The sequence below is a fragment of the Streptomyces sp. NPDC039480 genome, from assembly GCF_055597165.1.
In genome coordinates this window covers 186,149-199,414 of the sequence record NZ_JBVITX010000005.1, presented here as the reverse complement: position 1 = coordinate 199,414, position 13,266 = coordinate 186,149, and the positions used below count along the sequence as shown (strand labels likewise).

The following is a 13,266-nucleotide window of genomic DNA, read 5'->3' as shown; positions in this document are numbered from 1 at the left end:
CTGTCAGGCGGTCAAAGGGGTGCTCAGGCGGCGGTCCGTGACGGATCGGCCCGCCTCCACCTCGTACGAACCGGTCTGGAACACCCACGAGTTGGCGGTCTCGTCCCAGGTCTCGAAGGCGCGGCGCGGGAGGTCGACGGTGACCTCGACGCTCTCGCCGGGTGCCGCGTCGGCGCTCGCGAAGCCGGCCAGCCAGTGGGCGGGGCGGCTGCCGTCGTTGTCGGTGGGGGCCAGATAGACCTGGACGACCTCGTGGCCCGCGCGGTCCCCGGTGTTGCGGACGCGGACCGTGGCGGTCGTGCCGTCGACGGTGAGTGACTCGTACGTCCAGTCGGTGTAGCCGAGGCCGTGCCCGAAGGCGTAGGCGGGCGTGGCACCCGCCCTCTCCCAGGCGGGGTATCCGATGAACACGCCCTCTTCGTAGTGGAGTTCGCCGTCGACGGGGGTGGTCCGGGTGATGGGTGCGGATGCCAGGTCGCCCCATGTCGTGGGCAGTCGGCCGCCGGGCTCCTCGGTGCCGAGCAGGACGTCGGCGAGGGCGGCGCCGCCCTCCTGGCCGGGGAACCAGCCGATCAGCACGGCCGCGACGGCGTCGCGCCACGGGAGTTCCACCGGGGAGCCGGAGTTGACGACGACCACGGTGTTCGGGTTGGCGGCGGCCACCGCGCGGACCAGGTCGTCCTGGCGGCCCGGCAGTGCGAGGTCGCGGCGGTCGAAGCCCTCTGACTCGACGCTCTCGGTGGTGGCGACGACCACGACGGCGGTGTCGGCGGCGCGGGCCGCCTCGACGGCCTCGGCGATCAGCTCGTCGGCGGGGCGGCGCGGGCCGAGGTGGACGAGGGAGAACATGACGGCCGGCAGCGGGGCCGCGGGCTCCCGGCCGACCGCGTGGCGCAGGGAGATCTCGACGGGCTCGCCCGCGGTGAGCGCCACCTTGCCGCGCTCCACCGGCGAGCCGAAGAAGGCCTCGAAGGGGTCGGAGGCGGCGGCCGCCCCCTGGACGCCGTCGTAGAGGACCTCGCCGCCGACGGTGAGCGTGAAGGCGCCGAGGCCGCGCGTGCCGAACGCGTGGTCGCCGCTCTCGCGCGGCGTGAAGGTGCCGGTCACCTCGACGCTCGCCAGGGCCTCGTGGGTGACGCCCTCGGGCAGGTCGTCGCCGATCCACTGGACCTGGCCGGAGGGGAGGCTGCCCTCGCCGAGGACGGCGCCCGTGGCGTCGCGGCAGACCGCGCGGAGCTCGAACCCCTTGTCGGCGGGGGCGAGCTCGTCGCTGGGGTCGGCGCCGACAGCGTACGAGAGCGCGCCCTCGGGCAGGGCGGCGGTCAGGCCGTCGAGCGGGGAGACGACGTGGGCGGGGAAGACGGTGGCGGAGCCGCCGCCGAGGATTCGGGCGTCGCGGGCGGCGGCGCCGATGAGGGCGACGGTGCCGTCGCCGCGCAGCGGCAGGGTCCGGTTCTCGTTGCGCACGAGGACGAAGGAGCGGCGGGCGATCTCGCGGGCGAGGGCCTCGCCGTCGATCTCGGCGGGCAGGTCCCGCGGGGCGACGGCCGGTTCGGCGCCTTCGAGGACGCCGACGCGGGCGGCGAGGCGCAGGACGTTGCGGACGGCCTCGTCCAGGGTCTCTTCCGTGACCCGGCCCGCGCGGACGGCGGCGGCCAGTGGCTCGCCGTAGACGGTCCGGGGGCCCGGCATGGCGACGTCGAGGCCGCCCTCGATGGCGCCGGTGGTGGAGCGGGCGGCCATCCAGTCGGAGACGTTGTAGCCGTCGAAGCCCCACTCGCCGCGCAGGACGTCCTCGACGAGATACCGGTGCTCGGTCATCGTCACGCCGTTGACCTGGTTGTACGCGGTCATGATGCCCCACGGGTGGGCGTTGGCGACGATGGCTTCGAAGGGCGCCAGGTAGAGCTCGCGCAGGGCGCGCGGGGGCACCTTGTTGTCGACGGTGAAGCGGTCGGTCTCGGCGTCGTTGGCGACGAAGTGCTTGACGGTCGTGCCGACGCCGCCGGACTGGACGCCCCGCACATAGCCGGTGCCGATGACGCCCGTCAGGTACGGGTCCTCGCTGTACGCCTCGAAATGGCGGCCGCCGAGCGGGGAGCGGTGGAGGTTGACGGTGGGGGCGAGGAGGACGTGCACGCCCTTGCGGCGGGCCTCCTGCGCGAGCAGTGCGCCGGCGCGGCGGGCGAGCTCCTGGTCCCAGGTGGCGGCGAGGGCGGTCGGGGACGGCAGGGCGATGGACGGGTCGTCGGCGGTCCAGCGGACGCCGCGTACGCCGATCGGGCCGTCGGACATGACGAGGGACCCCAGGCCGATCTCCGGCAGGGGGTGCAGGGCCCACATGTTCCGGCCGCCGAGGAGGCGGGCCTTGGCGTCCAGGTCGAGCCTGCCGAGAGCGGCCTCGACGGCGGCCTCTCGGACCCGGGTCTGCTCGGTTTCCGCCATGGGGGCGCCTCCTCGTTCCGTCCGGTTCCTCCTCCATCGTGCATCCCGTACCTGTGAACCGGTAGGTTTCGTTATCCTGCCGTTACTCAAACATGTCGTACGGTCCTCCGAGCAAGGACGTACGGAAGGGGTGCCTGCCATGGCGGTCAGGGCCAGGGGTGAGGAGCGGCGCGCGGAGATCCTGCGGGCGGCGTTCGAGGTCATCGCCGAGCGCGGCTACCGGGGCGCGACCCTCGGGGCGGTGGCCGAGCGGGTCGGGCTCACCCAGCAGGGGCTGCTGCACCACTTCCCCACCAAGGAGGCGCTGCTGGTCGCCGTCCTGGAGGCCCGCGACCAGTGGGACGCGGTGCCGCGCGCCGAGTGGCGGCTCGATCTGCTCGGCTCGCTCGTCGAGTACAACGCGATGCGCCCCGGCATCGTGCAGACCTTCTCCGCCCTGCTCGGCGAGAGCGTCACGGACGGGCATCCGGCCCGCGCCTTCTTCGCGGGGCGGTACGAGGCGGTGCGCGAGAGCTTCACGGCGGTGCTGCGCGCCGAGTACGGGGACCGGCTGCCGGGCGGGCTCACCCCGGAGGCCGCCGCGCCGCTGATGGTGGCGGTGATGGACGGCCTGCAGTACCAGTGGCTGCTCGCCCCCGACACGGTGGACATGCCGGGGGCGTTCAGGAACTTCCTGCGGCTACTGGGCGGAGGCGCCGGGAGCGGCGACGGCGAGGGCGGCGACCACCTCGACCTCGACTAGCGCCCGCGGCGGGACGAGGCGCGCCACCGCGACGGTGGTGCTGGTGGGCGGGGTGCCGGTGAGGAACTCCTTGCGTACGGCCGCGTAGTCGGCGAAGCCGTCCATGTCGGTCAGGAACGTGCGGATGTTGATGATGTCGTCCAGTCCGGCGCCGTGGGCCTTGAGCAGCAGTTCCAGGGCCTCGAAGACGCCGCGGGTCTGGGTGGCCATGTCGTCGCCCTCGGCGCACTGCCCCGAGACGTACAACAGGACCCCGCCGTCGGCGTGTTCGACGCGGGCGACCTGCGAGTAGGGACCGAAGGGCTGCGGGGCGGCGGCGGGGTTGCCGATGGCGATCTGCACGGTGCGGGCTCCTTGTGTGGGCGTGGGGGTGGGCGCGGGGTGGGGCGGTGGCGTCAGGTGTCGTGCCGGGTGCGGATGTGGGTGACGGCGTGGGCGATGTCCTCGTGGACCACGTCGGGGTCGGCGGCCGCCGCCTCGAAGTGACCCAACATGGCGCTCACCGCCGGGAGTTGGGCGGCTTCCGTGGCGAGGGTGATGTCCTTGACGGCGAGATCGCTGCCGAAGTGCACGCCGGTCGCGAAGGCACGGGCGACGGCGCCGCCGAGCGGCCCTGCGGCGAGGGCCCCCTTTGCGGTGTCCTCGTCGAGGCCGAGTGCGTCGGCGAGCTTCATGGCCTCGGCGACCAGGGCGACTCCGCCGATGACGGCGGTGTTGACGACGAGCTTGAGCGCCGCGCCGGCGCCCAGGGCGCCGGTGCGGGTGACCGGGCCGAAGCGGGCGAGGACGTGCTCGACGCCCGTCACTTCGCCGCCCGCGAGAATGCCGAGCTCACCTGCGGCGGCCTTGTCGGTGCTGCCCATGACGGGGGCGTCGACGAGGGTGACGCCGTCCGGGACGCGCTCCGCCAACTCCCTCACCGTGTCCGGTCCGACGGTCGACATCTCCACCCAGTGGGCGCCGGGGCGGAGGGCGGGGAGGACGGCGCCGGCGACCTCGCGCACGGCTGCGGGCCCCGCGAGCATCGTGATGACGACGTCGGCTTCGCGGACGGCGTCGGCGGGGGTCGCGGCGGCCACGGCACCCTCCGCGACGAGGGTGTCCGCCTTCGCCGGTGAACGGTTCCAGACGGTCAACGGGTGCCCGGCCAACAGCAGTTGGCGCGCCATGGGTTCGCCCATGCGGCCGAGCCCGAGGAATGCGATCTTTTCCATGGGCCCGACGCTAGGCCCGGCCACGGGATGCGACAAGCGAATGTCTAGCATGCGAGCCATGCCGAATCCGCATGCTGCACGGGAGGCGTGGACCCCGGACCCACTGCCGCCCGACCTGTCGACCGTCTGGCTCCGCACCTTTCTGGAGGTGGCCCGGCACGGGTCGTTCACGGTGGCCGCGCGGGAGCTGGGGTGGACGCAGTCCGCCGTGTCGCGGCAGATCGCGGCGCTGGAGGCGGCACTCGGCGGCGCGCCGCTCTTCGACCGGCTGCCGCGCGGGGTGCGTCCGACGGCGTACGGCCGGGCGATGGCGCCGCACGCGCAGGAGCTGCTGTCCCGACTGCACGCCATGGGGCGGGAGTTGGCGGCGCTCCGGGACGCGTCGGGCGGGCTGCTGCGGGTCGGCGCGTTCGCGACGGCGGACGCGGGTCTGGTGCCGCGGGCGATCGCGGCGTTCCGGGCCCGCCACCCCGGCGTGGCCCTCACCCGCGAGGAGGGTCTGACGCCCGCGCTCCTGTCCCGGCTCGCGGAGGGCGAGCTCGACCTCGCGGTGGTGTCGACGACGGGCGGCGCACTGCCCGGCGACGCGTACGTGCTGCACCACCTGCTCGACGAGACGCTGTACGTCGCGCTGCCGGCGGGGCACGCGCTGGCGGGCGAGTCCGAGCTGCGGCTCCCGCAACTCGCGGCGGACGACTGGATCTCCGGCAGCCCCAGTGTCGAGGGCTCCCTCCTGGAGCCGGCCCTGCGCCACGGTTTCCGCCCTCGCGTCGCCCATGTCGTCGCCGAGTGGACGGCGAAACAGGGGTACGTGGCGGCGGGTCTCGGCGTGGCCCTGGTCCCGGCCCTCGCGGCGGAGGGCGTACGACCGGACATCGCGCTGGTCCCGGTGCGGGACGAAGGGGTGCCGCCGCGCACGGTGTACGCGGCGACGGCCCGGGACCGCGCTCCGGCACCGGCGACGCGACCGTTCCTGACGGCGCTGCGGGAGGCGGCCCGGCGGGCGGACTCTGTGGACTGAATTGGTTTGACCCCCGGACTCCTTGACGGCTTTCATTCGGGCCGGACCGGTGAGCCGAGGGGGACATGTGAGCAGCGGGAAGATGCACGCCGACGAAGCCGACATCGACGCGGGGCTGGTGCGGCGGCTGGTCGGCGCGCAGTTCCCCGCGTGGGCCGGGCTGCCCGTGGAGCGGGTCGAATCGGCCGGGACGTCCAACGCCATGTACCGGCTCGGCGCGGACATGGTGGTGCGGCTGCCGCGGGTGGCGGGCGCCGCCGAGGATGTGGAGCGGGAGCAGGTGTGGCTGCCCCGGCTGGCGCCCGTACTGCCGGTCGCCGTCCCGGTGCCGCTCGGGGAGGGCCGGCCGGGCGAGGGGTACCCGTACGCGTGGTCGGTGTTCCGCTGGCTCGACGGCACGACACCGGACGGCGACCGCCCGCTCGCGGAGCCCGCCCTGTTCGCCAAGGATGTCGCGGAGTTCGTGCTCGCCCTGCGCGAGGTGGACCCGGCCGGGGCGCCCGTCGCCTACCGCGGTGACCCGCTCGCCGGGCGCGACACCCACACCCGTGAGGTGATCGCCGGCCTGGGCGGCCTCGTCGACGAGCGGGCCGTGACCGCCGTGTGGGAGGCCGCCGTGCGCGCCCCGGCGTGGGAGGGCCCCGGCGTCTGGGTCCACGGTGACCTGCAGCCGGGCAACGTCCTCGTCGATGGGGGCGGCGGGGGCCGGCTCAGCGCCGTCATCGACTTCGGCTGCATGGGTACGGCGGATCCCGCGGTCGACCTGATCGCCGCGTGGTACCTGATGGACACCGAGGCCCGCCGCGCCTTCCGCGCCGCGCTCGGCCCGGCCGCCGACGACGCCATGTGGGCGCGCGGCCGGGGCTGGGCCCTCACGATCGCCGCCACGGAACTCGCGTACTACCAGGAGACGAACCCGGTGATGGCGAGCACGGCACGCCGCGTCATCGGCCGCCTGACGGAGCCCGGCGGGCTCTGATGCCCGATCGTGATCCACGGGGCACAACCCCGTGTGGATCCAGGCTGTCTGAAAGGCGCCGGAGGAGGGCTCTCCGGCGCCTTTCGGTGCAGAGATGTCGGTACAGATACAGAGATGATCGGGGATCAGGTGGGCAAGAAGGTCTGGAGAGCTGTCGTGGCGGGTGGCGCGGCGGCGGTGTTCACGGGCTTGGCCGCGGTGCCGGCCGGGGCGGCCGAGGGCGGGGTCTCCTTCACCCGCGTCCAGGTGAACGGCGGCAAGCCGATCGTGATCGGGGTGTCCAAGGAGGTCGCGGTCCCCACCTCCTTCCGGATGACGACCACCCACAAGTGGAAGTGGCCTGCGGTGTTCCTGTACCGCGGCGACACGAGTGAACGGCTGTGGCACGCCATCGAGACGAGCGACTGCCACGAGGCGGGCGCGGGCGTCTGCGACATCAAGGAGACGATGTACTTCGACCCCTCCGTGTGGGACATGCGCAACAGCGAGGCCGGCGCCTGGAAGGTCGCGGCCGAGGTGTCCTTCAAGGGTGGCGGCGGCGACACGGACGACAAGGGCATGACCGCCTACGTCAAGCGCAACTCCCGTCTCAGCGTGAACGCCGCGCCCGAGCCGGTGTCCAAGGGCAGGACCATCACCGTGACCGGGAAGGTCACGCGGGCCGACTGGGAGACGAAGAAGTACGTCTCCTACGGCAGCCGCCTGGTGACCCTGCAGTTCAAGGCCAGTGGAGCCACCTCCTACACCACGGTGAAGAAGGTGCGCGCCAACGGCTCGGGAGCCCTCAGGACGACCGTGAAGGCGTCCGAGACGGGGTCGTGGCGCTGGGTGTACTACGGCAACACCACGACTGGGGCGTCGACTTCGGCCGCGGACAGCGTCGTGGTGCGGTAGGGATCCGTCCGGGTTGTGGGGGGGTGCACGGGGCGCGGAGTCACCGTGCCCCCTACGCCCTCAGCCCCTCCGCGTACCTCTTCAGCATTCCCTGCGCCGACCTCGGCGTGTGGTGGCCCACCAGTACCTGGGCGGTGAGGCCGTCCGTCAGGGCCACCAGGGCGTGGGCCTCCGCGGAGGGGTCCAGTGCGGGGGTCAGCTCACCCGTGTCCTGGCCGTAGCCGATCAGCCAGACCAGGAGCTCGTGCAGTTTCGCGTACGTCTCGCGCAGCACCCTCGCCAGCTCCCCGCTCACCGCCGCGTGCGCGACGAACGCCCCCCAGACCCGCGCCTCCGTCTCGTCCTCAGGCTCGACGAGCGCCAGCGCGGACAGCGTGCGGTCCAGCAGGGTCACGGCCGACTCCGGGGTCCCCGACGCCGCGATGCGCGCCTTCGCCCGGTCACCGATCCGCTGCGAGATGCCCTCCAGGGCGAAGAGCAGCATCTCGTCCTTCGTGCGGAAGCACCGCTGCACCGCCCCCATTGACACCCCCGCCTCGGTCGCCACGTCGCGCAGGCTGACGGCCTCCATCCCGGAGCGGGCGATCAGGAGACACACCGCCTCGGCGATGCGGGCCCTGCGGTCCTCGTAGTCGACCTGCTTGGGCATGGTTCGCGTGCCTTTCCGCCGGGAGCAGGTGGTGTAGCACCCCCACGCTATTCGATGCGGTTGCATCATATCCCGCCTCCCGTGCATGATGTGATGCGACCGCATCGGAACGTGCACCGCAGTTGAGGAGACGAGACACGTGGACCGTCAGACCAAGGCCGAGACCGCGACCGCGACCGCGACCAAAAAGTCACCCGCCGGGCTTCTCGCCCTCTTCGGCTTCATCCTGCTCGTCCAGGGCTTCGGCTCCGCGATCACGGAAGCCGGCTGGGACTCCTCCTTCGGTGTCTCGGCTTTGCTGCGGGCGGCCGGCGCCCCCGGCTGGACCGACCTCGTGGTCGGAGCGGCCGGGTGTGCGCTGCTCGCGGCCGCGGCCCGCAGCCGGCTCATGCGGAAGCAGCCGTAGCGCTCGCCCCACGCGCCCCGCGATACTTCCGCCACCTCACCGGTTACGGAAGGACTCGCGTGCACACACGTCTTGGCGCCCTCGGCGTCGCCGCTCTGCTGGCCGGACTGGGAGTCGGATTCCCGGCCCCCGCCTCCGCCACCAACACCAGCACCCCTTCAACCCCCACCGCCCCCACCGTCGAAGAAGCGCGGCTCGACCGTGCCGCCCCTCAGGAGATCCTGCGGCGCAGCGGATTCGACACCGTCGCCCCGGAACTGGCGCGTGCGCTGGAACGGGCCCGCTCCTACGACCAGGCCCGGCGTCTCGTCGTACGCGAAGGGAAGTCCCTGTGGCGGCGGGCCGTCGACCGGGCGCAGGGGAAGCAGCAGGCGGGTCTCAGCAGAGACGACGACCGACCGCTGTACTGGGCCCGGCTCGGCATGACGCGGGAGCTGCGCCAGTGGGAGCCCACCCGCTTCTCACTCTCCGACCGCCAACGGGACCGGCTCATGGGCGTGTTGGAGACCTCGTCCCGCGGGCAGGACACCATCGGCTTCCCGCCCGGCCGGCAGGGCGGCGGACACGGAGGCGGAGACAGGCCCATCAAGCGCATCCTCGTCACCGGATTCGACCCCTTCACCCTCGACCGCGATGTCCGGATCAGCAATCCGTCGGGCGCCGCCGCGCTCGCCCTGGACGGCACGACCATCCGGACCGCCGACGGGCCCGCGCGCGTCGAGGCGATGGTCTTCCCCGTGCGCTGGGACGACTTCGCGGACGGCGCCGTGGAGCGGGCGCTGCGCCCGCACCTCCCCCGCGTCGACCTCTTCACCACCATCAGCCAGGGCCGCGTGGGCCGGTTCGACATCGAGCGGACCAACGGCGCCTGGCGCGGCGGCTTCGCGGACAACGAGAACCTGTCGCGCACCGGGACCGTGCCGGTGCGCGATCCCGCCACGCAGCCCCAGTGGACGTCGACGACTCTCCCGTACAAGGAGATCGTGGCGGCGAAGACGGGCCGTTTCCCCGCGTACGACAACACCTCGGTGACCGAGATACCGGCGGGCGGCACCGAGCCCGTGGTCCGGCCGGACGGGCCCACCGCGGGGTCGGCGGCGCGCGCGGGCGGCGGCGGGGACTATCTGTCGAACGAGATCGCCTACCGGGCGACGCTGCTGAGGGACCGCCTGGGGCTGCACGACCGGCTGCCCGGCGGGCATGTGCACACGCCCGTCCTGCAGTTCGGCGCGGGGAACACCGACCCGGCGACGGGGGCCGTCACCGATCCCGAGTTCGTACGGAACCGGCTGGACATCATCGCTCAGGTGCGGGGCATCCTGGGCGCCGCCATGTCATCGTCCTGACCGCCGGAGACGGCACGTGAGCCGTCTCCGTCCGTGCCGTTCTCGCCCAGCAGGTCCCGTGCCATCAGCGTCGCGCCCGCGACCGCGCCCGGCATCAGGAACACCGCGACGAACGGCACCAGGAAGGCGACGGCGAGCGGCGTCCCGAAGCCCCAGGCGAGCGTCTTGCGGGAGCGCAACAGGGCGAGCCTGTCGCGGAGTTCCACACCGCGGCGCTGCATGGCGACCGCGGTGAGCTCCTCGACCAGGAAGAAACCGGTCACGCAGAAGCCGATCACGGGGACGACGGTCTGGCCGGCGACCGGGATGAAGCCGAGCGCGAAGAGCAGCACGCCCCAGCACAGCGCGCGCACGACGATCCGCAGGCTGTCCCTCGCCGAGATCCACAGATCCCGCCAGAGCGGCAGCCCCGACTCGGGGGCGTGGCCGCACTCGGAGATGTCGACCTGTTCGGACAGCTTCTCGTAGAAGGGGTCCCCGATGAGCAGGGTCACCGCGGTGAAGGTGAGGACGGACAGCAGCAGCGCGAGGGCGAAGAGCAGGGCCGTCAGGAAGCCGCGGAACAGGCCGAGCCAGGGGGACGACCAGTCGTCGGCGAACGGCGTGGCCCAGCCGACGAGGTCGCTGCCCCACAGGGCGAGCGACACGAGCGCGCCCGCGTAGAGGACGAGCGTGATGAGGCCGGGCAGCAGCCCCCATCCGTACTGCTTGCCGTGCTGGGCGACCCAGCGCTGCCCCTTCATCAAGTAGCCGAAGCCCACACCCAGATCGCGCATGCGGCACACCTTAGCCGCAGGTGGGCGGGGGTTTGGTCCGCGGCGGTCGGCAGGACTGTCACAGGTGGTGCACAACTGCGGAACACAGCCCTCTTGTTGAACGGGTGGCGAACCGGTAAGACCTCGCTTACCGATCTCCCGGAGGTACGTATGGGTATATCCCGGCCATCCAGACCCGTTCTGCTCACCACCGCCGCCATCGCGGGCGCGCTGGCCCTCACCGCGCTCGCCCCGGGCAGCGCGACCGCCGATCCGACGCCGCGGCCCGCCGTCCGCGAGGGCTCGCCGCTCGACGCCGACCGGGCCGCCACGGCGCCGGAAGCGGCCGCCGAGCGCGCCCTCGGTGACAGGGGGAGCGCAGGGGACACGGGCCTCGGTGCCGACAAGGGCCGTGGCTATCCGCGTGAGCGGAAGCTCACCGCACCCCCGGAGAACCCTGCCGACAAGTCGATAAAGCTGGGGCTCACGCCGTACCACGGCATCGCCCCGAAGCTGAACGCCCTGCAGCGCATCGGCGACCGCGTGAGCGTGGAGATCGCGGGCCGTTCCGCGGGCGGGCACCAGCTGTACCTGGTGACGGTCACCGCTCCCGAGTCCGCGCGGGAGACGGCCCGGCAGGAGCGGATGCGCGAGCGCATCGAGGACTCCCCCGCGGCCGCCGCCCGGGACAAGGCGATCAGGTCCTCGTACAAGACGCCCGTCTTCATCAACAACAACATCCACGGCAACGAGTGGGAGGGCACCGACGCCGCCCTGAAGCTCATCGAGAAGCTGGCGAAGGCGAAGGACAGGAAGAGCCGGTCGCTGCTCGCGCACAACCGCCTCTACTTCAACGTCACCGCCAACCCCGACGGCCGTGTGGCGGGCACCCGCGCCAACGCCAACGGCTTCGACCTCAACCGCGACTTCGTCACCGCCTCGCAGCCCGAGACCCGCGCGGTGCGGCGGATCGCCGTCGCCAAGCAGCCCGCCGTCATGCTCGACCTGCACGGATACGTGAACGGCACGCTGATCGAGCCGACCACTCCCCCGCACGGCGAGAACTACGAGTACGACCTCTTCCTCAAGAACTCCTATGCCAACGCCCTCGGCATGGAGGCCGCCGTCAACGGGCTCGGCTACACCGAGGAGAAGGACGGCGTGAAGCCCGCCGTCATCCCCTTCCGGGACCAGGAGGAGGGCTGGGACGACTGGCCGCCGATCTTCACCCCGCAGTACATGCCGTTCCACGGCGCGGTCGCGACGCACACCATCGAGTTCCCGATGCAGGTGAACAACGCCGCGTACGACACGCAGCCGGTCGCGGAGCTGCGCCGCAGGGCCGCCGTCAACGTGGACATCGCGGGCGCCGCGATGCGTGCCACGCTCGACTGGACCGACCGCCACCGCACCTCCGTGATCGCCGACCAGATCGAGGTCTTCCGGCGGGGTGCGACGGGCGCGGAGCAGGTGCCGGTGTCGGAGGAGACCGTGCCGGGCGTGCCCGGGATCGGGCCGGAGGACGTGTACACGACCGAGTTCCCGCGCGCGTACGTCATTCCGGCGGGCGGCGCGCACGGTCAGCGTTCGGCGACGGCGGCGGCGCGGCTCGTGGACCATCTGGTCGCCAACGACGTGCGTGTGGAGCGGGCGAGCCACGGCTTCCGGCTCGGCGGGCGGACGTATCCGAAGGGGTCGTACGTCGTCGACATGCACCAGCCGAAGCGGGGCCTGGCCAATGTGCTGCTGGCCGACGGGCGGGACATCAGCGACAAGGTGTCGACGATGTACGACATCTCGGGGTGGAGCCTCGGCCGGCTGTGGGGCGCGAGCGTGGACTCCGTGAAGGGCGGTGACCTGGACGGTGTGCGCACGCGCGAGGTGCGTGCCGCGTCAGCGGTCGGATATGTGGCACCCCGCGGCGACCTGCGGCTGCGCTTGGACGACCCGCAGGAGATCGCGGCCGTCAACTACCTCCTGAATAAGGGTATTTCCGTACGTCGTGACCGTGACGGAAGTGTCGTCGTACCGTCGTCCGCGCGGCGTGCCGCGACCGTCGCCGCGAAGAAGTACGACGTCGCCTTCGATGCCACGAAGGCCAAGGGCGGTGCCGCGCTGCACCGCACGCGGGTCGCGGCGGCCGTCACGCCGGGTGAGCTGTTCGCGCTGCGGGAGATGAACTTCGACGTCGTGCCCGTGTCGACCGCCGTGCTCAACTCCGGCTTCGACTGGCGGAAGGCGGACGTCCTCTTCGTGTCGGCCGGGCTCGACCGCGGCAAGCTGAATCCGGCGGCCCGCGCCGGGCTCGACCGGTTCCTCGCCGGGGGCGGCGGTCTGGTCGGGCGGGGCGCGACCGGGGCCGCGCTGAACGCCGACGCCGGGCTGCTCGCCGTGCGGGCCGTCGAGGGCAACGGCGACGCCAACGGCGTGGTCCGGGTGGCCAACGCGGGCGGCACGGTCACCGGCGGTGCGCCGGACCACAGCTTCGTCTACTCGCCGTCGTGGTTCACCGACCTCGGCCCGGGTGTGCGCGTGGAGCAGAGGTACGGCGCCGGGAACCCGCTCGTCTCCGGGCACTGGCGGGCGCTGGAGGACGGCACCGGCGGCCCCGCGGACGCCGCGGGGCGCGCCTCCGTCGTGAGCGGCTCCGCCGGGGCCGCGGAGGTGGTGCTCTTCGGCACCGAGCCGCTCTTCCGTGACCATCCGAAGGGAGTGTTCCCGCAGGTCGGGCGGGCGCTGCTGAGCGTCGGCTGAGGCGGGAAATACCTTACGGGGCGCGGCGGTTGATCAGGTATCGATCATTTCGCCGCGCCCT

The 13,266-nt window shown here is 72.8% G+C and carries 12 protein-coding genes; 7 read left to right on the top strand and 5 right to left on the bottom strand.

Annotation, left to right across the window (positions count from 1 at the left end; genetic code table 11):
* Window positions 1-3: 3 nt before the first annotated feature.
* Window positions 4-2,445 (bottom strand): beta-glucosidase, encoded by a 2,442-nt coding sequence (locus tag ACZ56E_RS17840; protein ID WP_471215099.1) that lies wholly within the window; start codon window positions 2,443-2,445, stop codon window positions 4-6.
* A 139-nt stretch (window positions 2,446-2,584) separates the two neighbouring features.
* Here ACZ56E_RS17840 and ACZ56E_RS17835 point away from each other — a divergent pair, with 139 nt between their 5' ends.
* Window positions 2,585-3,187, top strand: a complete 603-nt coding sequence (locus tag ACZ56E_RS17835; protein ID WP_471215098.1) for a TetR/AcrR family transcriptional regulator — start codon at window positions 2,585-2,587, stop codon at window positions 3,185-3,187.
* Here ACZ56E_RS17835 and ACZ56E_RS17830 read toward each other — a convergent pair.
* Both ACZ56E_RS17830 and ACZ56E_RS17825 read right to left on the bottom strand, forming a co-directional pair.
* Window positions 3,125-3,529 carry a RidA family protein gene (locus ACZ56E_RS17830; protein ID WP_471215097.1) on the bottom strand — a complete coding sequence of 135 codons (405 nt, stop codon included), beginning with the start codon at window positions 3,527-3,529 and terminating at the stop codon, window positions 3,125-3,127. The two genes, ACZ56E_RS17835 and ACZ56E_RS17830, sit on opposite strands and share 63 nt — an antisense overlap.
* Before the next feature lie 53 nt (window positions 3,530-3,582).
* Window positions 3,583-4,401 carry an NAD(P)-dependent oxidoreductase gene (locus ACZ56E_RS17825; RefSeq protein WP_471215093.1) on the bottom strand — a complete coding sequence of 273 codons (819 nt, stop codon included), beginning with the start codon at window positions 4,399-4,401 and terminating at the stop codon, window positions 3,583-3,585.
* A gap of 58 nt (window positions 4,402-4,459) precedes the next feature.
* Here ACZ56E_RS17825 and ACZ56E_RS17820 point away from each other — a divergent pair, with 58 nt between their 5' ends.
* The 3 genes from ACZ56E_RS17820 to ACZ56E_RS17810 all read left to right on the top strand — a co-directional run bounded on the left by ACZ56E_RS17820 (window position 4,460) and on the right by ACZ56E_RS17810 (window position 7,295).
* Window positions 4,460-5,422, top strand: a complete 963-nt coding sequence (locus ACZ56E_RS17820) for a LysR family transcriptional regulator (protein ID WP_471215091.1) — start codon at window positions 4,460-4,462, stop codon at window positions 5,420-5,422.
* Between the two features lie 82 nt (window positions 5,423-5,504).
* Window positions 5,505-6,401, top strand: coding sequence for an aminoglycoside phosphotransferase family protein (locus tag ACZ56E_RS17815; protein WP_471215659.1), 897 nt, complete (start codon window positions 5,505-5,507; stop codon window positions 6,399-6,401).
* Window positions 6,402-6,530: 129 nt separating this feature from the next.
* Entirely contained in the window at window positions 6,531-7,295 is a 765-nt protein-coding gene (locus ACZ56E_RS17810; protein WP_471215656.1) for a hypothetical protein, read from the top strand.
* A gap of 52 nt (window positions 7,296-7,347) precedes the next feature.
* On the opposite strand, the gene ACZ56E_RS17805 is transcribed toward ACZ56E_RS17810, so the two are convergent.
* Window positions 7,348-7,944 (bottom strand): TetR/AcrR family transcriptional regulator, encoded by a 597-nt coding sequence (locus tag ACZ56E_RS17805; RefSeq protein ID WP_471215087.1) that lies wholly within the window; start codon window positions 7,942-7,944, stop codon window positions 7,348-7,350.
* Window positions 7,945-8,083: 139 nt separating this feature from the next.
* Here ACZ56E_RS17805 and ACZ56E_RS17800 point away from each other — a divergent pair, with 139 nt between their 5' ends.
* Window positions 8,084-8,350: a hypothetical protein gene (locus ACZ56E_RS17800; protein WP_471215083.1), complete on the top strand. Its 267-nt coding sequence runs from the start codon at window positions 8,084-8,086 to the stop codon at window positions 8,348-8,350.
* A gap of 59 nt (window positions 8,351-8,409) precedes the next feature.
* Window positions 8,410-9,696, top strand: a complete 1,287-nt coding sequence (locus tag ACZ56E_RS17795) for a pyroglutamyl-peptidase I (RefSeq protein ID WP_471215082.1) — start codon at window positions 8,410-8,412, stop codon at window positions 9,694-9,696.
* Here ACZ56E_RS17795 and ACZ56E_RS17790 read toward each other — a convergent pair.
* Complete coding sequence (locus tag ACZ56E_RS17790) at window positions 9,654-10,472, bottom strand: EI24 domain-containing protein (RefSeq protein WP_471215079.1); 819 nt, start codon at window positions 10,470-10,472, stop codon at window positions 9,654-9,656. The two genes, ACZ56E_RS17795 and ACZ56E_RS17790, sit on opposite strands and share 43 nt — an antisense overlap.
* Before the next feature lie 150 nt (window positions 10,473-10,622).
* Here ACZ56E_RS17790 and ACZ56E_RS17785 point away from each other — a divergent pair, with 150 nt between their 5' ends.
* Window positions 10,623-13,205, top strand: a complete 2,583-nt coding sequence (locus tag ACZ56E_RS17785; protein ID WP_471215077.1) for a M14 family zinc carboxypeptidase — start codon at window positions 10,623-10,625, stop codon at window positions 13,203-13,205.
* Window positions 13,206-13,266 lie beyond the last annotated feature (61 nt).

What these genes read in the sequence shown, in the direction of transcription:
- ACZ56E_RS17840 (WP_471215099.1), bottom strand. Translation starts at nt 2,445, where the DNA reads ATGGCGGAAACCGAGCAGACCCGGGTCCGAGAGGCCGCCGTCGAGGCC.
- ACZ56E_RS17835 (WP_471215098.1), top strand. Translation starts at nt 2,585, where the DNA reads ATGGCGGTCAGGGCCAGGGGTGAGGAGCGGCGCGCGGAGATCCTGCGG.
- ACZ56E_RS17825 (WP_471215093.1), bottom strand. Translation starts at nt 4,401, where the DNA reads ATGGAAAAGATCGCATTCCTCGGGCTCGGCCGCATGGGCGAACCCATG.
- ACZ56E_RS17820 (WP_471215091.1), top strand. Translation starts at nt 4,460, where the DNA reads ATGCCGAATCCGCATGCTGCACGGGAGGCGTGGACCCCGGACCCACTG.
- ACZ56E_RS17815 (WP_471215659.1), top strand. Translation starts at nt 5,505, where the DNA reads ATGCACGCCGACGAAGCCGACATCGACGCGGGGCTGGTGCGGCGGCTG.
- ACZ56E_RS17805 (WP_471215087.1), bottom strand. Translation starts at nt 7,944, where the DNA reads ATGCCCAAGCAGGTCGACTACGAGGACCGCAGGGCCCGCATCGCCGAG.
- ACZ56E_RS17790 (WP_471215079.1), bottom strand. Translation starts at nt 10,472, where the DNA reads ATGCGCGATCTGGGTGTGGGCTTCGGCTACTTGATGAAGGGGCAGCGC.
- ACZ56E_RS17785 (WP_471215077.1), top strand. Translation starts at nt 10,623, where the DNA reads ATGGGTATATCCCGGCCATCCAGACCCGTTCTGCTCACCACCGCCGCC.